Annotated in this window: 19 protein-coding genes and 4 pseudogenes; 16 read left to right on the forward strand and 7 right to left on the reverse strand. The window is 40.6% G+C overall.

Translation table 11 applies throughout. The features are described from left to right. Window positions 1-58: 58 nt before the first annotated feature. The 3 genes and pseudogenes from AC04Q6_RS14380 to AC04Q6_RS14390 form a co-directional block, all read right to left on the reverse strand. Window positions 59-475 (reverse strand): annotated as a pseudogene (locus tag AC04Q6_RS14380) (MobA/MobL family protein); the annotation flags it as partial. A 111-nt stretch (window positions 476-586) separates the two neighbouring features. Then, window positions 587-1,210: pseudogene (locus AC04Q6_RS14385) on the reverse strand (ATP-binding protein); the annotation flags it as partial. Window positions 1,211-1,655: 445 nt separating this feature from the next. Beyond that, window positions 1,656-2,093: an Rrf2 family transcriptional regulator gene (locus AC04Q6_RS14390; protein WP_055052657.1), complete on the reverse strand. Its 438-nt coding sequence runs from the start codon at window positions 2,091-2,093 to the stop codon at window positions 1,656-1,658. Between the two features lie 154 nt (window positions 2,094-2,247). Here AC04Q6_RS14390 and AC04Q6_RS14395 point away from each other — a divergent pair, with 154 nt between their 5' ends. From AC04Q6_RS14395 to AC04Q6_RS14410, 4 genes are read left to right on the forward strand one after another with little or no spacing between them, the layout of a single operon-like run. After that, entirely contained in the window at window positions 2,248-3,117 is an 870-nt protein-coding gene (locus tag AC04Q6_RS14395; protein ID WP_118071952.1) for an SIR2 family NAD-dependent protein deacylase, read from the forward strand. 5 nt (window positions 3,118-3,122) lie between these two features. Further along, entirely contained in the window at window positions 3,123-3,959 is an 837-nt protein-coding gene (locus AC04Q6_RS14400) for an SIR2 family NAD-dependent protein deacylase (RefSeq protein WP_242997052.1), read from the forward strand. Window positions 3,960-3,964: 5 nt separating this feature from the next. Next, window positions 3,965-4,360: a C-GCAxxG-C-C family protein gene (locus tag AC04Q6_RS14405; protein WP_118071950.1), complete on the forward strand. Its 396-nt coding sequence runs from the start codon at window positions 3,965-3,967 to the stop codon at window positions 4,358-4,360. Window positions 4,361-4,413: 53 nt separating this feature from the next. After that, window positions 4,414-5,391: an SIR2 family NAD-dependent protein deacylase gene (locus AC04Q6_RS14410; RefSeq protein WP_476389749.1), complete on the forward strand. Its 978-nt coding sequence runs from the start codon at window positions 4,414-4,416 to the stop codon at window positions 5,389-5,391. A gap of 100 nt (window positions 5,392-5,491) precedes the next feature. Here the strand turns inward: AC04Q6_RS14410 and AC04Q6_RS14415 are convergent, their stop codons facing one another. Beyond that, on the reverse strand, window positions 5,492-5,650 hold the full coding sequence (locus AC04Q6_RS14415) for a helix-turn-helix domain-containing protein (protein WP_118064722.1): 159 nt from the start codon (window positions 5,648-5,650) through the stop codon (window positions 5,492-5,494). A gap of 283 nt (window positions 5,651-5,933) precedes the next feature. Next, window positions 5,934-6,383, reverse strand: a complete 450-nt coding sequence (locus AC04Q6_RS14420; RefSeq protein WP_118064724.1) for an Rrf2 family transcriptional regulator — start codon at window positions 6,381-6,383, stop codon at window positions 5,934-5,936. 273 nt (window positions 6,384-6,656) lie between these two features. Between AC04Q6_RS14420 and AC04Q6_RS14425 the strand changes: the two genes are divergently transcribed. From AC04Q6_RS14425 to AC04Q6_RS14445, 5 genes are all read left to right on the forward strand, one after another. Beyond that, complete coding sequence (locus AC04Q6_RS14425) at window positions 6,657-7,283, forward strand: DUF3786 domain-containing protein (RefSeq protein WP_118071949.1); 627 nt, start codon at window positions 6,657-6,659, stop codon at window positions 7,281-7,283. 743 nt (window positions 7,284-8,026) lie between these two features. After that, window positions 8,027-8,797 carry a nucleotide-binding protein gene (locus AC04Q6_RS14430; RefSeq protein ID WP_476389750.1) on the forward strand — a complete coding sequence of 257 codons (771 nt, stop codon included), beginning with the start codon at window positions 8,027-8,029 and terminating at the stop codon, window positions 8,795-8,797. A 17-nt stretch (window positions 8,798-8,814) separates the two neighbouring features. Next, complete coding sequence (locus AC04Q6_RS14435; protein ID WP_118071948.1) at window positions 8,815-9,591, forward strand: ATP-binding protein; 777 nt, start codon at window positions 8,815-8,817, stop codon at window positions 9,589-9,591. Window positions 9,592-10,153: 562 nt separating this feature from the next. Beyond that, window positions 10,154-10,564, forward strand: a complete 411-nt coding sequence (tnpA, locus tag AC04Q6_RS14440) for an IS200/IS605 family transposase (protein ID WP_202030833.1) — start codon at window positions 10,154-10,156, stop codon at window positions 10,562-10,564. A 17-nt stretch (window positions 10,565-10,581) separates the two neighbouring features. Continuing rightward, complete coding sequence (locus tag AC04Q6_RS14445; RefSeq protein WP_243279087.1) at window positions 10,582-11,838, forward strand: RNA-guided endonuclease InsQ/TnpB family protein; 1,257 nt, start codon at window positions 10,582-10,584, stop codon at window positions 11,836-11,838. Between the two features lie 616 nt (window positions 11,839-12,454). On the opposite strand, the gene AC04Q6_RS14450 is transcribed toward AC04Q6_RS14445, so the two are convergent. Continuing rightward, a complete protein-coding gene (locus AC04Q6_RS14450; RefSeq protein WP_118170809.1) occupies window positions 12,455-12,643 on the reverse strand; it encodes a hypothetical protein in 189 nt (62 codons plus the stop codon). 314 nt (window positions 12,644-12,957) lie between these two features. Here AC04Q6_RS14450 and AC04Q6_RS14455 point away from each other — a divergent pair. From AC04Q6_RS14455 to AC04Q6_RS14475, 5 genes and pseudogenes are all read left to right on the forward strand, one after another. Next, window positions 12,958-14,658: pseudogene (locus tag AC04Q6_RS14455) on the forward strand (recombinase family protein). A gap of 155 nt (window positions 14,659-14,813) precedes the next feature. Next, entirely contained in the window at window positions 14,814-15,935 is a 1,122-nt protein-coding gene (locus AC04Q6_RS14460) for an ISAs1 family transposase (RefSeq protein WP_476389435.1), read from the forward strand. A 205-nt stretch (window positions 15,936-16,140) separates the two neighbouring features. After that, window positions 16,141-16,923, forward strand: a complete 783-nt coding sequence (locus AC04Q6_RS14465; RefSeq protein WP_476389751.1) for a ZIP family metal transporter — start codon at window positions 16,141-16,143, stop codon at window positions 16,921-16,923. 117 nt (window positions 16,924-17,040) lie between these two features. Next, window positions 17,041-17,280 carry a hypothetical protein gene (locus tag AC04Q6_RS14470; protein WP_118064685.1) on the forward strand — a complete coding sequence of 80 codons (240 nt, stop codon included), beginning with the start codon at window positions 17,041-17,043 and terminating at the stop codon, window positions 17,278-17,280. Between the two features lie 30 nt (window positions 17,281-17,310). Further along, on the forward strand, window positions 17,311-20,430 hold the full coding sequence (locus tag AC04Q6_RS14475) for a glycoside hydrolase family 38 N-terminal domain-containing protein (protein WP_476389752.1): 3,120 nt from the start codon (window positions 17,311-17,313) through the stop codon (window positions 20,428-20,430). Window positions 20,431-20,610: 180 nt separating this feature from the next. Here AC04Q6_RS14475 and AC04Q6_RS14480 read toward each other — a convergent pair whose 3' ends face one another. Then, window positions 20,611-21,012, reverse strand: a complete 402-nt coding sequence (locus AC04Q6_RS14480; protein ID WP_021976639.1) for a TM2 domain-containing protein — start codon at window positions 21,010-21,012, stop codon at window positions 20,611-20,613. Between the two features lie 170 nt (window positions 21,013-21,182). Between AC04Q6_RS14480 and AC04Q6_RS14485 the strand changes: the two genes are divergently transcribed. After that, a complete protein-coding gene (locus AC04Q6_RS14485; protein ID WP_476389753.1) occupies window positions 21,183-21,941 on the forward strand; it encodes a hypothetical protein in 759 nt (252 codons plus the stop codon). Window positions 21,942-22,144: 203 nt separating this feature from the next. Beyond that, window positions 22,145-22,999: pseudogene (locus AC04Q6_RS14490) on the forward strand (aldo/keto reductase); the annotation flags it as partial. Between the last annotated feature and the right edge of the window lie 6 nt (window positions 23,000-23,005).

The raw sequence follows: 23,005 nt of genomic DNA on the forward strand, positions 1-23,005 counted from the left end.
TTCACTATTTGGGGGCGAAAAGCGCCACTATATATCATAAATGATGGGTTCAAGGGAAAAATCCCTTGCTAGAACAGCATTTGGATTCAGTAGCTGTAAATCCGTTTTTTTCCCCATTTTTTATACAGAGATATTCTTTTTCTGTTTTATACTGCCATGTTCCGTTTTCATTCAGTGGACGGACGGTAAGCAGAATGTGTGCATGAGGATTGTGTCCATCTGTATCGTGAATAGCAAAGTCAGCACACATGCCCATATCCACAAAATTCTTTTGAATAAAATTTTGAAGAAGAGAAATATTACTGTCCTTATCTAATTCAATGGGAAGTGCGACAACAAATTCCCTTGCCAGTCGGCTGTCTTTTGTTTTTTCTGTAGCTTCCACAGCATTCCAGAGTTGTTCACGGTCTTTCCATTCTGGTGGAGCCATCGGTGGGAGCAATACTTCCTGATAAATGAGACCATGCTTTCTGGTCTAGTACTATAGTTTCGGATAACTGACAGTGGCATATTTCTGGTGATGAATATGAAAAGAAAGTAGCACCACTGCCAGTGAGAAATAACTATTGAGTTATACTCCGTTGTTTCAATTCTGGTTCAAATCAGGATTGCTTAGCAGGATTTTCTTCGCCTCTTTCAAATTGGCGGAAGCGTTGTCCTGACGGATATTCCGGTTATTGATACGGACAGGAATACATCTCTCCAGAATGCGGTCATAAATTCGTTTGTGTGCGATATCAGCGGCGTTATTCAGCTCTGATAAAGTGAGATTGGTCGTTATGATCAGGGGCTTTTTACTGCGGTAACGACTGTCAATCACATTGAATACCTGTTCCAGTGCAAAGTCAGAGTTCCGCTCAATTCCGAGATCATCAATAATCAGAAGACTGTAGCGGTTTAAGCTGTTGATGAACTGGTTTCTGTCTTCAAAATGCATTCCGGTAAGAGTATTCAGAATCCGGGAAAAGTTGGTCATCCGTACAGGAATGCCTTTTTTCAGAAGGGCATTGGCAATGCAGCCTGCAAAAAAAGATTTTCCAGTACCGACATCACCCCAAATAAGAAGTCCAGAAGCGTTTGCTTTCATCTCTTCCCAGTTACTTACATAATTGTGTGCCAGTTTTATTTCCGGATTGATGCCGTTATCCCTGGCAAACGTGTAGTCGTAGAGTGCTTTGTCCTGTAAGCCACTGGTTTTAAGATTATCAACATTCAATCCTTTTAAGTTTATTCCTGCATGCTCAAGTACATGCCTTGCGTAAAAAGGCTGACATGCTTTTCATGCCGGATGCTTTGAATTTGGTAGTGAGAATGTACTGCTCATCATCGCTGAGATAAAATTACACCGGATTGGTGCGGTTTCTGTTTGCCATTGAGTCACGTCCTTCCTAAAATGGGTACAAAAAAACTGCTGTAAAATGTTCGGTTTTTACAACAGTATATTTCGTGTTTAATTCAATTTTGGGTGTAACTACCCAAGGCAAATTGTAGCAAAGACGGTAGGAAGGGTCAAGGTATTCCAACGGAAAACCGGAGAAAAATCGAAAGAGGGTTAGGGATACTTCCCTATGGAAATTTAACCACACAGACGATAGGAAAGTGTGGGGAATTTCGCCTGTGTCATGACACAGGCAGTGCTTGCTATTCTTGATTAGTTAGAGACTTTTAACTTTCCTGATTTTAAAATAATACCGATCAATAATATCCTGCAATGTAATGGATTTCATTTTTTCATCTACCATATTTTGAATTTCATGATAGAAGTCCCCAATAGCGAATTGAATGTTGATACCGATTCCACAATCCGGATTGGTATCTGTGTCCAGGTGAAGCAGCGGCTTATCGCCCTCTACAGCTCGGTAGATGTCATACATATTGATTTTATCTGCCGATTTTGCAAGAGCGGCATTCGCATGACCTTGTGTGTTGACAACAATGCCTGCATTTTTCAGGGTTGCCATAAGTTGTCTGACATAAGCCGGGTTTGTCTTGATACTTTCTGCAATTTTTGTGCTGGAGAGTTGTTCGTCATCTCCAAGAGCAATAAATATAAGAATATGAATGGTGTCACTAAGCTTTGTGGAATATTTCATTTGTCACCTCGAATTTTCTTCTTGCAATTTTTAAACTTACATGATAACATGATTTTAATGCTTGATGTAAATTTAATTTTAACAAGTAAAAAAATAAAAGTCAAGCAAAATAAAAAGTGTGGAATCTGATATAAAAAAGGAGATAAGGTGGTGTATGCAAAAGGAGGAACAAGTCAGTTTTCTGGCAGAAAAAATCCGTCAGGCAGATGCCGTTTTAATAGGCGGTGGTTCTGGTCTTTCCAGTGCGGCGGGATATAACCATTATCATTGGCTACCCTATATGGAGGAATGTTTACAAGATTTCAAGGAGTGGTATGGACTGAAATCTCCCTTTGACGGTTTTTACTACTGTTATTCATCGCCGGAACAACAGTGGGCATATTATGCACGTTACATACAAAGTATGTGGGATGCACCTACAGGACAGCCATACTATGACCTGCGTGATATTGTGGCGGAAAAAGAAGTCTTTGTTTTAACAACCAATATAGATATGCAGTTTGAACGGATTTTTCAGAAAGAAAGGATTTGCGATTATCAAGGTAACAGCGGCTATGTTCAATGCAGTCAGCCTTGCCATGACCAAATTTATTCCAATGTAGAAATGATTCGCAGGATGAACGAAAATATCCGGGAGCTGCGTGTTACTTCTGAGCTTCTGCCAAGATGTAATGAGTGCGGGAGAATCATGGTTCCCTGGGTAAGGGATGATACATTTTTGGAGGGGAAAGACTGGAGTGAAGGTGTAAGGCGATATGAGAATTTCCTAAAAAAATATCTCATGAATGGAACAGATAAGAATGTTGTACTGCTGGAGCTGGGGGTTGGTGATATGACACCCAGTATTATTAAACTTCCTTTTTGGGAAATGACATACAAAAATGAAAAGGTGTTTTATGCCTGTCTGAATCAGAAGAAATCCTCAGTTCCAGAGCATATAAAAGACAAAGGCATTTATATAGTAGGAGATTTGGCAGAAACCTTGCGGGATTTAAAAGAAAACATAGTGGGAAAGGAAATGTGATGAAGATGAATATCTATCAAGAGATAAGTCAAATCATAAAAGAAGCAGATGGTATTTTGGTTGGAGCCAGTAATGGTTTGTCTATCGCAGAGGGATATAATATTTTTGCAGATGACGCATGGTTTCAGGAAAATATGGGAGATTTCAGAGAAAAATACGGACTGCGTTGTGTTTTACACGGATTTTCAGTGTCAATGAAGGTAGAAGAAAAGTGGGCGTTTGTAAGCAGACTTGTTAAGGCAAAAGCTATGCAGGATGAGCCGAGTGAGATTATGAAAAACATCTATGCACTAGTAAAGGATAAAGAATATTTCGTAGTAACTTCCAATGCGGAGGATCATTTTGTGCCGGCAGGTTTTGAGGCAGACCGTGTTTTTGAAATGGAAGGGAAATTAACCCAGATGCGGTGCAAGAACAGATGTCATGACGAGGTCTATCCTAATCAAAAAGCAGTTCTCGCCATGACAGAAGAGGAAGTAAACGGAAGAGTACCCAAAGAGTTACTGCCGAAATGTCCAAAATGTGGTGGAGATATGGAAGTAAATTGGGGTGAGATGTCCTCGTTTACAGAAACGAAAAATTGGAAGGAAAAGGCTGCCCGCTATCAAGAATTTATTCAGAATTTACATGGAAAGAAGCTGGTAATTCTGGAATTTGGCATTGGTTGGAGAAATCAGATGATTAAAGCTCCTTTGATGCAGCTAGCAGCAGTAGAACCACAGGCAAGATATATCACATTTAACAAGGGCGAAATTTATATTCCAGAGGAAATCAAAGAAAAATCCATCGGTGTGGATGGTAATCTTACGGTAGCGTTAAAGGAAATCAGAAAGGAAATCTAAGGAAAATGACAAGAGAAGAAAAAGCAGTATATTACAAACATAATGGATTTAATTGCTGTCAGTCGGTTATCAAGGCAATGATTGATTTATCAGATTCTGATAAGGAAATACTGACGAATGCTGCATCCGGATTTGCGGTAGGTATGGGAGGTATGGAAGCAACTTGTGGTGCATTGATCGGAGCAACCATGATGGCGGGAATTGTAAAGCCAGGGAAGAAAAGTGCGATAACGGCACGGGAGATATTGAACAAATTTCAGGAATATTCAGGTGCAACCATATGTAAAGACCTAAAGGGAAAGGATACAGGTGTTGTACTCTGTGAATGTGATGATTGCATTCGCAATGCAATACGGGCTTTTGACGAGGTGTTGCCAATGGAATCAGAAAGGGAAGGATAGACTAAGTAAAGTGGTTAAAGATATTACAGTTGTGAGATAGGAGAATGAAAATAATGAGCTGTTATGAAAATTTGGTAATGAAAACACAAATGAACTATTCCAGACACTATAGTACCTATGCATCCGGCGGTACTGCTGTAGTGTTGAGCAAACAAAAACCACTTCCTTATGAGGAACAGATTCAGGAATTTGTTCGCAGAGTGCAGGAGGCAGAGTGTATCATAGTAGGCGGAGCATCCGGTTTATCAGCGGCTGGAGGTGGTGACTTTTATTATAGTGATACCCCTTCTTTTCGTGAGCATTTTGGAAAATTTGCAGATAAGTATGGATTCAAAGGTGCTTTTAGCGGAATGATGCATCGGTTTTCTACAAGAAATGAACACTGGGGATATGTGGCAACCTTTTTAAATACTACACAAAATGCTCCTATCAGAGAGCCATATCTGGATTTGGATAGAATCTTGCAGGGAAAGGATTTTCATATCTTAACGACTAATCAGGATACACAGTTTGTAAAGATTTATCCGGAAGAAAAGGTCAGTGAGATTCAGGGAGATCATTGTTTCTTCCAGTGTTCCCGGTGCTGTCAGGATGAAACATGGGATGCCGTACAACCTGTGGCAGATATGATTGCGGCTATGGGAGAGGGGACAATGGTGCCGGATGAACTGATTCCTCGCTGCCCTCATTGTGGTGCGGAAATGTTTCCGTGGGTAAGGGGATATGGGAATTTTCTGCAAGGGAAAAAATACGAAGAAGAATATGAGAAAATCTCAAAATACATTCAAAAGAACAAAGATAGAAAAATTCTCTTGATAGAACTTGGAGTAGGGCGCATGACACCGATGTTTATACAGGAACCGTTTTGGGAACTGACAAACAGCTTGAAAGATGCATATTATATCTCCGTAAATTCAGAATATCAGTTTTTGCCGGAATTCATTGAAGATAAGGGGATTGCTATTTTGGGAGATATAGGAACAGTGTTAAAAGATTTGCGGAAAGCAAAAGAGGAAAGTGCATTTGTATAGGATACTTGTTCTTGATATTCCACTTAATGGAGAAACATTAGAATATTGATTGATACAAAACTGCACTCAGGGATATTGTGGGTGCAGTTTTGCATTAAAATTATTGATTACGATACAGTTTCTGATATGCAGTAGGTAATATCTGAAATATATCTCGGAAAGCCGATGTAAATTTACTTTGGCTTTTATATCCCACAGCGGCGGCAATTTCCGAAATAGATTTATCTTCCTGCATCAGCATATTCGATGCCAACTTCATGCTGAAAGCAAATAAACCTTTACAAAACCGAATAATACACTGAATTAAAGCAGGATAGAAGCTGTTGATGCGTTAGAAGATAACGTGTCAGCGGCTTTTTCTTTTTATCTGAAAATCTATTAGTCAAATCTGAAAGGAGTCAATTAAGTTAATGCACCAAAAAGAAAAGTATTTCAGGACGCCATGTACAGAGCATCAGGGAGTATGCAGCAAGTGATGCAGGAGAACTCTTGGAGTGAGTTTTCCAAAATTATCACAAAATGTTTCCTGCCTATTTCTCCTGTCATATAATGTTTTGCAAATTATTTTGCATGGATGTTCGTTGATAATAGGTATTTATGATATCCTGTAAAGTAATCGTATTCATTTTTCCTTCAGCAGTTTTTTGGATTTCATCATAGAATCCCTGCAAAGACAACTGAATATTAATGCCAATGCCGCAATCAGGGTTGGTATGAGTATCTAAATGAAGCAGAGGTTTCTCGCCTTCAACTGCTTTATAAATATCCAGTAATGTGATCTGGTCTGCTGGTTTTGAAAGAGAAGGACGGGCATGTCCGGCTACACTGGTCATAAGTCCGGCTTTTTTTAGTTTTAACATAAGCTGGCGTACAAAGCCGGGATTTGTATGGACACTTTCTGCAATTGAGGCACTGGAGAGGGATTTTTCCTGGTTGATAGCAATCAGAACCATCACATGAACAGTATCGCTTAATTTCGTTGAGTATTTCATGATAAGAAACTCCTTGTAGTATGATATAATGATTTTGTTTTCACATTTTTGAGACAAGATATTTCTGGTTTGCCAAAAACATCTCAAGTTCTCAACAGTTCTTTTTAATGTGTTGAGAACTTGTACATATTTTTTATTTTGACGATTGTAAATAATATAATTACAACTATAATGAAATTTGAAGGAAAAGTCAACACAGGAATGAAATCACCAAATTCTTGCATAAACATTGATTATTATATGATGCGATAAAATATTCACAAAGGAGAATTTATGGAATATAAAAATCAAACAGAAAATCGTGCATTTCAGGAAATGTTGCAGGCAGCAGTAAAACGGCTGCAAAATCGTTCTGGGGAGGATCTTGCTGCAAAAAGTGGGGCTGTTTTTCACAGCAGCCGAAATATGCTTGAGGTACCAAGTTTTCACGAAGTGATTGAAATTCAACTTCCTGAGTTTTATATTAACTCAAATATGGATGAATGGCATTATCTGACATTGCTGCATTATCTGGATATGGCTGATGGCACAGAAGGCTCACATAAGCTCATTACTTTTGGTAACCTGAAAGATGGATTGATTCGGGGAACCAAATTTGACCGGACTGCAGAGCAGAAACTGGAAAAGCTTTTGCAGGACAAAGAGCCTGAGAAAATTCAGAAAGCATGTACAAGTCTGGGTGCAGAATTCACAGAGACAAAGGCGGATCTGTGTGCTGTTTTTCCAGTTCTGCCAAGATATCCGGTAACTTTAAAGATATGGTTTGCAGATGAAGAATTTCCTGTATCTGGCAAAATATTTCTTCAGGATCATGCTGATCATTATCTGAGCGTAGAAGATGCGGTAACAGTTGGAGAAATTTTGCTACAAAAATTATCGGAAGCATTTTCTTCCCTCTGATCATGAATCAGAAAACTTTCCAGTCCGGCTTTGATAAATTTGTCAATTGTTGTCTGAATCTGTTTCCAGTCATTACAGTGATTGCGGAGCATTAGTCTGTTGATGGAAAGGCAGCCATTCATTTGAAAATAAAAAACCGATTCTGCCTGCTCAAAGGTCAGGAGGCTGTGTGACATAAGCCAGGTCACATAGCCTTCTTTTGTATTTGCTGCTATTTTTTCCAGAAGAATGGGAGCGATTGTGTCATCCAGAAACAGAGATCTATATTTTGTTTCCATTTGAATCTTTTGGCAGAAGGGATAGGAACAGCTTTTCTGGTTTGGGCAAAATAAATGTTCTACCGTTGTTTTCAAATCCTGTGCTATATCATTTAAAATATCTTCCAACACGTCATGGATATCGTAATAGTGCAGATAAAAAGTACCTCTGTTTATTTCAGAAATTTTACAGATTTCAGTGACCGTGATTTTTGTGAAATTTTTCTGCTTTAATAATTCTAAAAAGGTTTCTTTTATAGTTTGCCTGGTATATCTGGTGCGGCGGTCCTGCTTTCTTGTTTTTTCCGACATAATGTCCTCCATTGAATGTATGCTTTACAATGTATCATTTCTCAACAGTTTTTGGGATGTGTTGAGGAACAGAACAGATTTCATAGATTGATTATTGTAATTTATATAGTGACAACTATAATGAGGTTTAAAGAAAAAGTCAACAGATTGTTCAGAATTTCAGGAGGAAAAAACATGGGACATGGAATTGCAGTATCAGGAAAAGGCGGCGTAGGAAAAACGACACTTTGTGGATTATTGATCCAGTATTTGTGTGAAAGTGGGAAATGTCCGGTTCTGGCTGTGGATGCAGATGCGAATGCCAATTTAAATGAAGTGCTTGGTGTGGAGCCGGAGATCACACTTGGAGAGCTGAGAGAAGAAATTGAGCGGGCAGGCGTAGACTCACGATATCAGATCCCATCCGGTATGACGAAACAGGCATATCTGGAAATGCGTCTTTCGGATGCGATTGCGGAAGAAGATGATTATGATCTGATGGTGATGGGAAGGACACAGGGACAGGGGTGTTACTGTTTTGTAAACGGTTTGGTACAGACCCAGGTACAAAAATTACAGAGCCAGTATCCGTACATTGTAGTCGATAACGAAGCAGGTATGGAACATATCAGCAGGGGAATTCTGCCAATGATGGAAGTTGCGATTCTTGTGAGTGACTGTTCCAGAAGAGGTGTTCAGGCAGCCGGACGTATTGCAAAGCTGATGAAGGAACTGAATTTTAAACCACAGAAAACAGGATTGATCGTGAATCGTGTTCCAGATGGAAAACTGGATGCCGGAACTCTGGAAGAAATCAGGAACCAGGGACTGGAGCTGCTGGGTGTGGTGCCTCATGATAATCAGGTTTATCAGTATGACTGCGATGGAAAGCCAATTATACAGCTTCCGAAAGATTCTCCTGTAAGAAGTGCACTGGGAGAAATTGTAAAGAAGTTAGGACTGTGAGTTGGAGGATTGAAGGCATGAAGATTACAGTATGTGGAAAAGGTGGCTGTGGAAAAAGTACAGTATCAGCACTGCTTGCCAAAGAATTTGAACGAATGGGAAAGACTGTCCTTGTAGCTGATTCTGATGAATCAAATTATGGGCTGCATCGCCAACTGGGAGTAAAACTTCCAAGAGACTTTATAGAGTATTTTGGCGGTAAGGAGAAAGCTTTTAAAACAATGATGGTAGGTGAGATTCTTGATACTGTGAAGTTATCTGCATTTGCAAAAAAGTTCTATTCGGAACCATTTACATTGAATGAGATACCTGAAGAATATATTGCACGAAACAATGGTGTGATGCTTATTTCAAGCGGGAAAATACATCAGGCAAATGAAGGCTGTGCCTGCACGATGAATAGTATTTTAAAGCAATTTATCAAACATCTGACGGTAGAAGAAAATGAAGTTGTATTGCTGGATATGGAAGCTGGTGTAGAGCATTTTGGACGTGGCGTAGATAACAGTGTAGATTTGATCTTAATGATCGTAGATCCTTCTTTTGAATCATTGAAGCTGACGAAAAAAATCCAACAGCTTGGGGAAAGCATTGGAAAAACTGTATTTTTTGTGTTAAATAAAGTGAACGGACAGATTTTACCAACAATGTTGGAGTCCATTGACGATCAGAGTAAGGTACTGGCAGTTATTTCAGAAGATACAGAAATTGCAAGAAAGGGACTGCTTGGAAATGAACTAATGATGGAAATTCCAGAAATTCATACGCTTGCAAGGAAAATTTTGAAACAATAAATGAGAGAAAGTAATAAGAAATGAAAATAGCCGTAACAGGAAAAGGTGGTGTAGGAAAGACTAATCTGACATGAAAATCCTTTGAATATTACTTGAAAGAATATTTTCTCCGACAATTTTCCGCTGGCTTTTTCGGCAGAAGATATTGCATATGTAGGGGATATTGTTATAGATTATATGAAAAAAGTATGGAAGCAGGTGAAAGAATGAGTTTTTTTTCAGGATGTCAGGATGCACGAAATATGATTTCAATCGTAGAAATTAAGTGCCCAAAATGCGGTGCTGATATAGAAGTGTTTGTTCGGGACGGGAAAACGGTTGGAGACAGTGTTTGTGATCAATGTGGTTATACAATAAAAGAGAATCAGAATATTTAGGAAGATAAGCGGGAATCCTCGGTAATTCAATTGCCGAGATGAAAGCGTAAACTGTGCATATCTGCACATTATAAGTAAAATATATTTATTTTTTTACTAAAAAATGCTGTATCCAGCTTTATTAAAAAAGAAAATATGTTCGGCATTTTATTGTGATATTCTTAATACTATGCTATACTATATGTATGAAGGAGAATCTTATACATTACCGCACTTGTGTGTGCAATATTAATTACCATATGGTATGGTCAGTGAAATACCGGCGGAAGATATTGAATGCGGAGATTGAAGCATATCTTCAGGAGCTGGTGCAGGAGATCGCAGCGGATAAAGGTTTTACCGTCCATTTGTTTGAATGCGGGGAAGGAGACCATGTGCACTGTTTTGTGTCTGCTCCTCCCAAATTATCCATAACTGCGATCGTGAAATATCTGAAAGGGATCACCGGCAGGAAATTATTCGAACGTTTTCCGGAAATAAGAGAACAGCTTTGGAAAGGAGAGCTGTGGAACCATTCCTATTATGTGGAAACGGTCGGGTCTGTGTCGGAAGAAAATATCCGCAGATATATTGAGCATCAGAGTAAAGCTTATTGAGATCATAGAGGTGGGAAATGCTGCTGTCAAAGAAAACATCCATAAAGGTCAGTCAGGAATATGCAAACGTCATCGGACATATGTGTTATGCGGCATCCAAGCTCTGGAATGTCTGTAATTACGAACGTCAGCATTACAAAGAAATGGGAATGGAGAAATACCCGGACTGGTATTATCAGAAAAAATCCCATAGAGAGGATCTGTGGTATAAACAGCTTCCATCTCAGACAGCCCAGGAAGTCTGCAAGCTGCTGGATAAAGCATGGAAATCTTTTTACGCCTTGAAAAGATCCGGAGGGATTGAGAATCCCAGACCACCGCGGTTTAAACAGGAAAGTATCCCCATTACCTATATGCAGATGGGAATTGTACATGAATGGGACACAGAAAAAGTCCGTCTGTCCCTTCCAAAAGCATTAAAAAGATATATGGAAGAAACGTATCAGATCCATGAGAACTTTCTTTATCTTGAAAATAAGATTTTCAAGGGCATGGATCAGATCAAACAGTTGCGGATCTACCCACCGGAAAAAGGTGAATGTAAAGTTATTGTTGTTTATGAGATTTCAGAGAGGGAAGAACTTTCGCAGAATGGACACTATCTGTCAGTTGATCTGGGACTTCATAATCTTATGACATGCTATGATTCCGGGAATGGGAATACATTTATCCTGGGCAGAAGATATCTTGCATTGGAAAGATATTTTCATAAAGAGATTGCAAGGGTGCAGGCACAATGGTATGGACAGCAGTCTGTGAAGGGAATAAAACATCCAGTCACATCAAAACATATTCGCAGATTATATCAGAAAAAGCAGAACTCGGTAACGGATTATCTACACAAGATCACAAGATACTTTGCAAAATACTGCCGTGAACAGGGAATTACCTGTGTTGTGGCAGGGGATATCCGGAATATCCGGAAAGGAAAAGACCTGGGACACAGAACAAACCAGAAGTTCCACAATCTGCCGTATAACAGGCTCTATAGCATGATGGAATATAAGCTTAAGATGTACGGGATCCGTTTTGTAAGACAGGAAGAAAGCTATACCAGCCAGTGCAGTCCGCTGTCACCAGAGGTGGAAAAAAGATATGCACAGCCATGCAACCGAAAACAAAGGGGACTGTACAGGGACAGAAACCGGAAGTATAACGCAGATGCTGTAGGTGCATATAACATCCTGAGAAAATATCTCTCCGTATCCGGAGAGAAAAAGGAACTGTCCGTAACCGGACTAAAAACGCCAGAAATAATAAAAGTAGCTGTATAGCTCTAAAGAGCAAACAGTAGTGGTGTCATGGACGCACCCTGAAAAGGCGGTATCCCGCCTTAATTCAGATGCTCTGGTAACTCAGTTGCCGAGTAGTTCACATATGATTTATAATATTGTATCTACTTGAAGTGTAGAAACTCTAATGACATGCCACAAGAATGTTATTTATAAAATAATAACTGCACTAAGACAGAAAAGAGGAGTTATCCAATTATAAGAAAAAACGTATAAAGAAGTATTGAATCAATTGATTTTACATATTCAAAAAGAAGACATCATTGTCGTTTGTGGGCTTCAGAGATGTCTGCAGCGGCTGGATTTCGCCATTTTTATGAGATTTAATAGACAATTTTGGTGATTTTGAGAAAAAATATAGATATCGTGATTCGTTTGATGGATTTTATTATCGGTAATAATGTTATGAAAAAGTAAAAACAGGCATGAGTGTGATATTTTTTCAATATGAGAAGCGGGCTCACGCCTGTTTTGGTAAAAAACTTATTTATGATGTATGATTGATAAGTACGGCGAAGAAGTCCTCCGGGAGTTGGAGGAAGAAAAACAGAATAAGGAAGAAAAAGAAGCGGCAGTTTTCTGAAATACAAAATGTAAATCAGACTGTCGCTTTTTTCTTCCTTTTTGACATTAAAGCTAAGATTTCCTGTGGGTTTGTTAACTGACGTCCGGGAAGTGTCTGCTTTGGTGTGCGGTCACGGTCGGCTTCGTCAATTGTTGCGACAAAACGCTTTACGCTATTTGGATTGGATACGACAAAATTATGAGTAATACTTGAAGTAGCCATACTAACACCTCCTCTTTTTTGGCTTTTTTGTGTATTTATAGTATATGCAATGTGTAATAAAAACACAATATCAAAAACAGAAATTATTTCTAAATAATTTTCAAACCGGACATTTATTAGACGCTTCCGGTAAGCGAACAATATTTTCGAACCGATCACTTATAAGTCGCCAACGGTGGGCGGGCAATATTTTGATAACAGATATGCTCTGAATCTATTTTAATTATACGATTGACAGAGAAATGCGTCAATATGGAAAATATGTATTGAAAATAGTTGGGACTATGAAACGGAGTTATATTACGAGGAAAATTATGAAGAATAAAAAGGTTAAATGCGATATATATACCAGAGTGTCTACAACCATGCAGGTAGATGGCTACAGTCTGGATGCTCAGAAAGAAAAACTCAAGAGATATGCGGAATTTCAGAACATGGAAATCGTAAATGAGTATTCCGATGAAGGTAAATCTGGAAAGAGCGTAGAGGGCAGACCGGAATTTCAGAGAATGTTGGATAATATTGAGAATGGCACAGATGAGGTGCAGTTTGTACTGGTGTTCAAGCTTTCCAGATTTGGTCGTAATGCGGCAGATGCTTTAAATTCTTTGCAGCGGATGCAGGATTTTGGAGTGAATCTGATCTGTGTTGAAGATGGAATTGACAGCTCAAAAGATAGTGGAAAGCTGATGATTTCTGTTCTGTCTGCGGTGGCAGAGATTGAACGAGAGAATATCCTTGTTCAGACAATGGAGGGACGTAAGCAGAAAGCCAGGGAAGGAAAATGGAACGGCGGATTTGCTCCATATGGCTATGAATTGGTAAATGGAGAATTGCAGATTGCAGAGGATGAAGCGGAAATTATTCGTCTGATCTATGATAAATTTATTCATACCAATATGGGAATCTCTGCGATTGCTGCATGGCTGAACCAGCATGGATATAAAAAGAAAAAACGACAGAATAATACACTGGACGCATTTGCCGCATCATTTATAAAAGGCGTTCTGGATAATCCGGTATACTGTGGAAAGCTGGCTTATGGACGAAGGAAAAACGAGAAAGTTTCTGGTACAAGAAATGAATATCGCATTGTAAAGCAGGAAAATTATATGCTGCACGATGGTATCCATGAAGGGATTATTTCGGAAACAGACTGAGAGCTGGCTCATCAAAAACGGGAAAAAACAGGTGTGAAATATGAAAAGACACATAACCTCGATCATGAGCATATTTTATCCGGAATATTGAGATGTCCGTTATGTGGAAGCGGTATGTATGGAAACGTGAACCGAAAGAAAAAGAAAGACGGAACCTTATATAAGGATTATTTCTATTATGCCTGCAAACATCGTCGCCTGGTAGATGGTCATAAATGAGGATATCGTAAACAATGGAGTGAGGATAAGATTAACAACGCAGTGGAAGAAGTTATTCGGAAGCTGGTGCAGAACCCGAAGTTTGAGAAAGCAATACTGAATAAAATCGGCTCAAGAATAGATACAGAAGAAATAGAAAAAGAGATTGAAGGATTGGAAAAGCAGCACAGGCAGTTGACTGGAGCAAAAGCGAGACTTGGACAGCAGATGGACAGTCTGGATATCATGGATAAATTTTATGAAAAGAAATATCAGGATATGGAGACACGATTATATCGTCTGTATGATGAAATTGAAGGCGTGGAAAACAGTATAGAGGAAGTAAAGAATCGCCTGCTGAATATTCAGCAACAGAAAATATCAGAAGAAAACGTCTATCAATTTCTTTTATATTTTGATAAACTATATGATAAGTTCACTGATCTGGAGAAGAAAGAATTTCTTAACAGCTTTGTAGAACAGGTGGACATTTATGAGCAGGAGCAGCCAGATGGCAGATTCCTAAAGCACATAAAGTTCCGTTTTCCGGTGTATTTCGGAGACAGGGAGACACAGGAACTTTGTTGGGACAAAGAGAGTACCGTTGAGACGATAGCGTTGATTTCGAGAAAAGATAAATATGGAGCGGAGAGATAATAATATATTTGGTTATGAGCAAGTAGCGAAGCGGATTGCGAATATCCGCTTGACACACAAGCATGAGTTCAGAAAATTACACGACAAACGCATGAGTAAATAAATTGTGAACACACCCCTTTTCTAGTAAAATAAAAGAAAAAGGGGTGTTATTTATGCAGGAATTATTAGAGTGGATGGAATACATTGAAGATACTCGTCAGCAGACAAAGGTTCGTCATACGTTGAAGGATATTCTTGTCATTGTGTTGTTTGCAACTCTTGCGAATGCGGATGACTGGGTTGAGATGGCATTGTTTGCAGAAAGCTATCAGGATTATCTTCGAAAGTATATTGAACTAAAAAACGGAATCCCCTCTCATGATACGATCCGGCGTGTCATGGGGATGATATCGCCCGAAATTCTGCAGCAGCTCTATGGAAAATGGCAGGAGCGGCTGGATAAAGATGATGGAGAACTGTTGAAGAAGATCATCTGCATAGATGGAAAAACGATGTGTTCGAATAAACGTGGAGAAGAAAAAGCAAGTCACATTGTTTCTGCATGGAGTAAGGAAGATGGATTTTGTCTGGGACAGAAAGCAGTCAAAGAAAAAAGCAATGAAATAACAGCGATTCCAGAGCTGTTGGAAAAAATCCAGATAAAGGGTCAGATCATTACGATTGATGCAATGGGAACGCAGACAGCGATCGCAGGAAAAATCAGGCAGAAACGAGCGGATTATGTTCTGGCATTGAAGAAAAATCAATACACAATGTACGAAGATGTAAAAGAATACTTTTCGAATGAGGAGTTTCAAAAAGAAATGCGCGAAAAGGGGGCATATAAGAAGACCCGTGAGAAAGCCCATGGGCAAATTGAGATCCGAGAGTATTATCAGACGGAAGATATCCGGTGGCTGAGCCAAAAGAAGAATTGGAAAGGCCTGAGAAGCATTGTAATGGAGAAGAAACGAATAGAAAAAGCAGGAAAGATAACGTATGAATATCGATATTTTATAAGCAGTTTAAAAACGGATATCAACGAAGTCAGCCGAGCGGTGCGAGGTCATTGGAGTATAGAAAGTATGCATTGGCATTTGGATGTAACGTTTCGGGAGGATGTAAATACGACAATCGATAAAATGGCGGCACAAAATTTGAACATTATAAGAAAATGGAGCCTGAGTATTTTGAAACCAGCAGAACTATCAAGACATAAGTTGTCAATGAGAAAGAAAAGGTTCGTAGTAAGTTTGCGTCCAATTAAGTATTTAGAGGAGCTTTTAGAAGCTTAAAAAGTAGAAAAAATAAAATTTGCAGTTGCTAACCATTCATGCGTTTGTCGTGAGAAAATTAAGAAGTGTCTTGTGGAAATAAAATGAAAGTGCTATACTTAAACAAATAAGGCCATGTGGATAAGAATATTAGAAATTCACATGGCTTCTTTTAAAACAATAAGTTAGCTACAACTAACACATGACAAAAAGGAGGAACGCTAAAATGAACATAAATGTATTCTATGGAATTCTGATCCCGTTTTTGGGTACTTCTGTGGGAGCGGCCTGTGTGATTTTTATGAAAAAAAATTTAAATGAACACGTGCAGAGGGCACTGACTGGCTTTGCGTCAGGAGTTATGGTGGCTGCTTCTGTTTGGAGCCTTTTGCTTCCGTCAATTGAACAGTCGGGGAAACTGGGAAAATTTTCTTTTGTACCGGCAGTGGCAGGCTTTTGGGCAGGAGTGTTGTTTTTGCTTTTGCTGGATCATGTGATTCCACATATTCACCAGTACAGTGACAGCGCCGAAGGTCCGAAGAGTAAGTTTCAGAAAACGACAATGATGGTCCTGGCAGTAACGTTACATAATATTCCGGAAGGAATGGCGGTTGGCGTGGTTTGCGCGGGATATCTCATAGGAAATACTCATATCACATTTAAGGGAATGATGGCACTTTCTATAGGAATTGCAATTCAGAATTTTCCGGAGGGTGCGATCATTTCCATGCCCCTTCGCTCTGAAGGCATGGGAAAAGGAAAGGCATTTATAAGTGGTGTGCTGTCAGGAATTGTAGAACCTTTTGGAGCAATACTCACAATTCTGGCAGCGGATCTTATTATTCCGGTTTTGCCGTATTTACTCAGTCTTGCTGCCGGTGCTATGATCTATGTAGTGGTTGAGGAGCTGATCCCGGAAATGTCAACAGGGGAGCATTCGAATATTGGAACCATATTTTTTGCAACAGGTTTTTCCTTTATGATGATATTAGATGTGGCGTTGGGATGATTGGTCTGTTTATTTCGCACGTATGAAAAAATAGGTAAAAATTTGAATAGAGTAGCAATACACCCTACATATATGATATGCTCTACCTATCAACCACAAGAAAAGGAGGAACAAAAAATGAATAATAAAGGCATCGGCGCAGTTTTCTGTCTGATATCGGCAATCCTGATCTCTGCAAAATACATCTCAGCTGCGATATTTATGAGCGGTGTGAATACCTGGGATGCCACATTATTTGCTGCCGGACTGGGGTATGTGGGGCCTTTCCTGTCAATCGCTTCTGCTGTTGCACTGATCGTCGGACTTTTGTTTCTCGGATATGGGGTATATGAGGAGATAAGAAAAAACAAGAAATAAACAGGTTGCAGACAAGGGGGAATGTAGCAAATGTTTTTTACACTGGAAAAACTGGAAAGAAACACAAAACAGTTAAAAGATCTCCGTTACAGAGAACGGATGGAGATCCCGTCATTTGACGCGAGCACGCCGGAGGAGGAGCCGGTGGGGAAACGGCCGGAAAGCGTGGTCTATACGGGAACTCTGAAAAAAGGTGATTTCTGGATCGGAAGAGGCACTTATCTGTGGATCCGACAGTCCGTAGAGATCCCGGCGGAATGGGTGGGGAAAAAGATCGCCGGGCTTTTTAATATGGGAAAAACCGGCGAGGGCCTGAATTCCGGATTCGAAGGTCTGATCTACGTCAATGGTTCGCCATACTGCGAAACCGGTTCTTACCATGAAGAAGTGATCTTTCCTTCAGAGCTTGCCGGTACGAAAGTGGAGCTGGCTATCCGCCTCTGGGCAGGACTGGAAGGCGGCGGAGTACCAACACAACAGACTCATCAGTTCAAACAGGCAGAGCTTGCCGTTCTGGATGAGGTTGCGGATGATTTTTATTACAGCAGCAGAGCGGTTGTTGAGACTGTGCGTATGCTGGATGAGAACGATTCCATAAGAAGAGATCTTCTGACAGCTATGGATCGTGCACATCTGGCTATAGATTGGAGAAGGCCTGGTTCTGATGCCTTTTATGGATCTCTGAAAAAAACTCTGGAAGTCTGGAAGAAGGAGGTTTCCAGAATCTCGTGGACCAGCCCGGTGACAGTCCATACTGTGGGACATTCACACATTGATGTAGCCTGGCTCTGGCAGCTGAAACACACCAGGGAAAAAGCAGCCCGCACTTTTTCAACGATGTGCACTTTGATGGAGCAGTATCCGGAGTTTACCTTTGTCCAGTCCCAGCCACAGCTTTATGATTATATTAAGACGGATTATCCGGATATTTATAAACGGATACAAAAAGCCGTAAAAACCGGTAACTGGGAACCAAACGGAGCTATGTGGGTAGAGGCGGATTGTAATATTTCTTCCGGGGAGGCTCTGGTACGCCAGATCCTTAATGGTCAGCGCTTTTTCAAAGAAGAGTTTGGCGTAACATCCAATGTTCTCTGGCTTCCGGATGTATTTGGTTACAGCTGGGCCCTGCCTCAGATCCTGAAGCGTTCCGGTATTGAAAGCTTTATGACGATCAAGATTAGCTGGAACCAGTATAATCATATGCCTCACGATACTTTCCGCTGGATTGGAGTGGATGGTTCTGAAGTTCTGACTCATTTTATGAGTGTTCCGGCATTTTCTGATGACGGCGGCTATACATATAATGGTGTTATCAATCCGGCATCTGTAAAAGGTACCTGGGATCTTTACCATGATAAAGAGATCAATCAGGATCTTCTCCTGGCTTACGGAAACGGAGACGGAGGCGGCGGAGTGAACCGAGACATGCTGGAGATGGGACGCCATCTGAAGGCTATGCCAGGACTTCCGGAAGTAATTCCTGGAACGGCCTATGATTATTTCGAAAATCTTCAGAAGACCATTGCGTCTACAGACCGTCATGTACCAACCTGGGATGGCGAGCTGTATCTGGAATATCACAGAGGAACCTACACTTCTCAGGCACGGAATAAGAAAAATAATCGTAAAACCGAACTGAAACTGCGGGAGGCAGAATGGCTGGCCAGTGAAGCAGCCATAAGGACCGGAGATTTTTCTTCCTATCCGGAAAAAGAGCTTCATGAAGCATGGAAGATCGCACTGAGAAACCAGTTTCATGATATCATTCCCGGATCTTCCATTCATGAAGTATATGAGGATTCCACGGCAGAGTATGCAAAAGCCAATGAAATTCTGGATACCATCGAGGAAAATGCTCTGAAGGTTCTGGTAAGAGAATCAGATTCCATTGTAACTGTAGTAAATAACAGCAGTTTTGCAGGCGAAGGTATTGTAACAGCAAAAGTAAAAGCTTACGAGGGCAGAAAGGGAAGCTGGTTTTCCGCAGATGGAAAAGAGCTGCCTGCTGTATATACGGAAGATGGCTGGTTTGTAAAAGTTTCTGGTATAGAGCCTGCCGGATTTACAACCCTGACTTATAAAATTGGAACCAAGGCGGAATGTTTTTGCACAGAAGAATGGACTGGGGAAATGGATACGCCATTTTATCATATTGTCTGGGATAAAAAGGGCCGTATGACTTCTATTTTTGATAAGGAAAATGACCGCGAGATCCTGAAGGCAGGTGAATTAGGAAACCACCTGGTAGTTTATGAAGATCGTCCGATGAAGTATGATGCCTGGGATATTGATATCTATTACCAGGAAAAAGGATACGAGGTAGATGATCTGAAAACGGTTTCTGTGGAAAAATCTTCTTTGATGACAAAAGTAAAAATGGATTGGAATTATCAGGATTCCACGATCTCACAGGAAATCCGTTTTTATAATGACAACCGCAGGATCGACTTTGTCACCCATGCAGACTGGCATGAGCATCAGCAGCTTTTGAGAGTTCTTTTCCCATTGGATATCCGTACCAGCGAGGCAACTTTTGATATCCAGTACGGAAATGTAAAACGTCCGACCTATGAGAATACCAGCTGGGATATGGCAAAATTTGAAACCGTTGCTCACCAGTGGGCGGATTATTCCGAAACCGGATACGGAGTCAGCCTGATGAACGACTGCAAATATGGCTACAGTGCCAAAGGATATGTTCTTGGCATGTCGCTGATCAAATGTGGAATCCATCCGGATTATGCGGCAGATCAGGGAATCCATGATTTTACCTATGCACTTTATCCACACAGTGGTAGCTGGCAGGAATCCGGTGTGCAGAAAGAAGCCTGGAGACTGAACAATCCGCTCTGGACTGTGGAAGGGGCAGTGGATGCAGAGGTACAGTCTGCATTTTGCAAGGCAGATACAGATCATGTAGCCATTGACTGTATAAAGAAGGCAGAAGATTCCGAAGATCTGATCATCCGTTTCCACGAGTACGCAGGCATGCGTGGCCCGGTAACGCTGAATTTTGGTTTTCCGGTAGACTCCTGGCAGGAGACGGATCTGATGGAAAATCCGGATGGCGAAGAAATGACAGGAGAACTTAAGGTAACGGTACGTCCTTATGAGATCCGAACTTTCCGGGTAACTCCGAAAAAATAAACAATAACTGAAATATGGCGCCGGCGTTTTTTTATTTTTTGCATCCTGAACTTTATGCGGAAGGATCGAGCAGCGACTGTTTCATGGTTGCACGGGATGTCGACGGAAACAAGCCTGATGCAGTTAAAAAAGACAGCACAGCCGGAGATCACCCGGCTGTGCTGCCTGCTTACAGAAAACTTATCTCTGGATTAAAAGTCCCTGGCCATCTTTAAATTTACTCAGGATGATCATGATAAGATCAACAAGAGCCCAGATCGCACTGATCCCGGTCCAGCAAAGCAGGATCATAATGATTCCAGTTCCAATCTTTCCGGCATAAAAACGATGTATTCCAAATACACCGACAAAGAGACATAAAAGCAAAGTTACCAGCCAGCTTTTTGGGCTGACCACACTATTGTAACCACCCATAAAGTTATTATTGTTGTTGTTATTATTGTTATTAATGATAATAGGACCATTGCCATTACCACCATAAGAATTTAAATTTTCTACCTGCTTTCCGCATTTTGGGCAGACAACACAGTCGGAATCAATGATCTGACCGCAATGTTTGCAAAATTTTGTTCCCTGAGACATACGCGATATCCTCCTTAAAATATAGTTTGTATGAAGCTGCTTTTTATTGTATACCAATGTGGAAAAAAGGTCAATTCTCGACATGTTTTTTACCTTCCTTTTCCGATTTTTTATACCAAAAACCGGAGTGATTTGATATACTTATCACATACGGAAGGAGGAGATATGAAATGTATCGAGTAATAAAAGTGATATCTGCTGCATTGCTGGCCTTTATAATCGTAACTGCGGTTACCGTTGGTCTGGGCAGTATGGCAGATGATGGGGTGATTCTGGATGCGTGGTATGCCATGATCGGATATATCCCGTTTGGAAACGTGCTGGCGCCGTTATGTGTGGATCTTTTTTCAGAATCATTTAATCTTGGAAAAAATATGTCCGAATATCTGATCGGTATAAAAGCACTTACCATGCTGGATTTTTTTCAGGATGTTGTAATATTGCTGCTGACCGCAGTGTGCTTTGAGGCGGTCAATAATTTTGTACAGGTGCTTATGGGTGTGAAAGAAAAGGGCGGAATCTATAATGTTCTCCTGCAGATGATCAGTGGAATGGTAGCTGCGTTGCTTTCCACGTTTGCTGCATCCATTATCCTGAATGTTCTCTGCCGGCAGCTGGTTTCCCTGCCCAAAGCGGTTCAGGGGATTATTTCGGTTCTCGTTACCCTGATCACAGTAAGTGGGGCTGTTGGTGTCCTGTATTTTGTACTGGGAATAGGACTTGCCGGAGCAATTGGATTTGTTTTTCTGAAGATTGTTCTGACAAATACATTGAAAGTTGCAGCCACTTATACAGGAACTTTGCTGGTGCTGTTGTTTCTGAGTGAAAAAGCATATCTGAAAATGGTATCTGCTATTGGTGCGTGGGCGGTTGTGATCATTCTTCTGATCGGAGTGGATATGATGCTTTCCTCTGTTTATGATCATTGAGATATGTTGTGAGATTTACGGATTTGATGTAAATTGTGTGCAGAGTGGGTTATGATATGGAACGAATGACAACAATGCCTGAAAGGCATAATAAAACTTATAAACTGGGTATTTTACATAGCATAAGGAATCATTTACAATAGAAACAGAAAATAAAAATTCTTGAAAGCGAAATGGCTTCTCGATAAAATTTTTGGGGGCGTTATAAAGCACAGGATACAGCTAACGGATATTCAGCAGGAACCAGCGAGGAATATCTTGGCCGTGCGCTGAAAGATAACATTGCCAGAGATAAAGTTGTGATCGCGTCCAAGGTTTATTTTAACCCGGGCCGTCTTTCCAGAGAAGCCATCATGCGGGAAATCGACGGAAGCCTGAAACGTCTGGGAACGGATTATCTGGATCTGTATATCATCCACAGATTTGATTATGAAACACCCATAGAGGAAACCATGGAAGCACTCCATGATCTGGTAAAAGCCGGAAAAGTACGCGCTTTGGGTGCTTCCGCTATGTACGGATATCAGTTCTACAATATGCAGCTTGCAGCCAGGGACAATAACTGGACACCATTTTCCGTAATGGAAGATCATTACAATCTTCTTTACAGGGAAGATGAAAGAGAACTGATCCCGATCTGTAACCAGATGAATGTTTCACGGATGCCATACAGTCCTCTTGCAGCCGGACATCTGGCAAGGCCGCAGTGGAAGTCTGATTCCCTCAGAGGAAAAACAGACCGGGTTGCGGTGGGAAAATACGACCGTATGGAACAGCAGGATATTAAGATCGTAAAACGGGTTCAAGAACTTTCTGAGAAACATAACTGTAAAATGTCCCAGATTGCCATTGCATGGCAGTGGGCAAAAGGAGTAACAGCACCAATCGTTGGAGCTACCAGGACAGGATATCTGGATGATGCGACAAATGCACTGAATGTAAAACTTTCTCCGGAAGACATTGCATATCTGGAAGAGATGTACGTTCCCCATCCCATCGTAGGCGCAATCGACAAAAATCCGGCAGAAGGTGTGATCCTTCTGGATGAGAAGAAATAAGAGGCG

The organism is Blautia sp. HA9023, assembly GCF_056504095.1.

What these genes read in the sequence shown, in the direction of transcription:
- AC04Q6_RS14390 (WP_055052657.1), bottom strand. Translation starts at nt 2,093, where the DNA reads ATGAAATATTCCACAAAGCTTAGTGACACCATTCATATTCTTATATTT.
- AC04Q6_RS14395 (WP_118071952.1), top strand. Translation starts at nt 2,248, where the DNA reads ATGCAAAAGGAGGAACAAGTCAGTTTTCTGGCAGAAAAAATCCGTCAG.
- AC04Q6_RS14400 (WP_242997052.1), top strand. Translation starts at nt 3,123, where the DNA reads ATGAATATCTATCAAGAGATAAGTCAAATCATAAAAGAAGCAGATGGT.
- AC04Q6_RS14405 (WP_118071950.1), top strand. Translation starts at nt 3,965, where the DNA reads ATGACAAGAGAAGAAAAAGCAGTATATTACAAACATAATGGATTTAAT.
- AC04Q6_RS14410 (WP_476389749.1), top strand. Translation starts at nt 4,414, where the DNA reads ATGAGCTGTTATGAAAATTTGGTAATGAAAACACAAATGAACTATTCC.
- AC04Q6_RS14415 (WP_118064722.1), bottom strand. Translation starts at nt 5,650, where the DNA reads ATGAAGTTGGCATCGAATATGCTGATGCAGGAAGATAAATCTATTTCG.
- AC04Q6_RS14420 (WP_118064724.1), bottom strand. Translation starts at nt 6,383, where the DNA reads ATGAAATACTCAACGAAATTAAGCGATACTGTTCATGTGATGGTTCTG.
- AC04Q6_RS14425 (WP_118071949.1), top strand. Translation starts at nt 6,657, where the DNA reads ATGGAATATAAAAATCAAACAGAAAATCGTGCATTTCAGGAAATGTTG.
- AC04Q6_RS14430 (WP_476389750.1), top strand. Translation starts at nt 8,027, where the DNA reads ATGGGACATGGAATTGCAGTATCAGGAAAAGGCGGCGTAGGAAAAACG.
- AC04Q6_RS14435 (WP_118071948.1), top strand. Translation starts at nt 8,815, where the DNA reads ATGAAGATTACAGTATGTGGAAAAGGTGGCTGTGGAAAAAGTACAGTA.
- tnpA (WP_202030833.1), top strand. Translation starts at nt 10,154, where the DNA reads ATGAAGGAGAATCTTATACATTACCGCACTTGTGTGTGCAATATTAAT.
- AC04Q6_RS14445 (WP_243279087.1), top strand. Translation starts at nt 10,582, where the DNA reads ATGCTGCTGTCAAAGAAAACATCCATAAAGGTCAGTCAGGAATATGCA.
- AC04Q6_RS14450 (WP_118170809.1), bottom strand. Translation starts at nt 12,643, where the DNA reads ATGGCTACTTCAAGTATTACTCATAATTTTGTCGTATCCAATCCAAAT.
- AC04Q6_RS14460 (WP_476389435.1), top strand. Translation starts at nt 14,814, where the DNA reads ATGCAGGAATTATTAGAGTGGATGGAATACATTGAAGATACTCGTCAG.
- AC04Q6_RS14465 (WP_476389751.1), top strand. Translation starts at nt 16,141, where the DNA reads ATGAACATAAATGTATTCTATGGAATTCTGATCCCGTTTTTGGGTACT.
- AC04Q6_RS14470 (WP_118064685.1), top strand. Translation starts at nt 17,041, where the DNA reads ATGAATAATAAAGGCATCGGCGCAGTTTTCTGTCTGATATCGGCAATC.
- AC04Q6_RS14475 (WP_476389752.1), top strand. Translation starts at nt 17,311, where the DNA reads ATGTTTTTTACACTGGAAAAACTGGAAAGAAACACAAAACAGTTAAAA.
- AC04Q6_RS14480 (WP_021976639.1), bottom strand. Translation starts at nt 21,012, where the DNA reads ATGTCTCAGGGAACAAAATTTTGCAAACATTGCGGTCAGATCATTGAT.
- AC04Q6_RS14485 (WP_476389753.1), top strand. Translation starts at nt 21,183, where the DNA reads ATGTATCGAGTAATAAAAGTGATATCTGCTGCATTGCTGGCCTTTATA.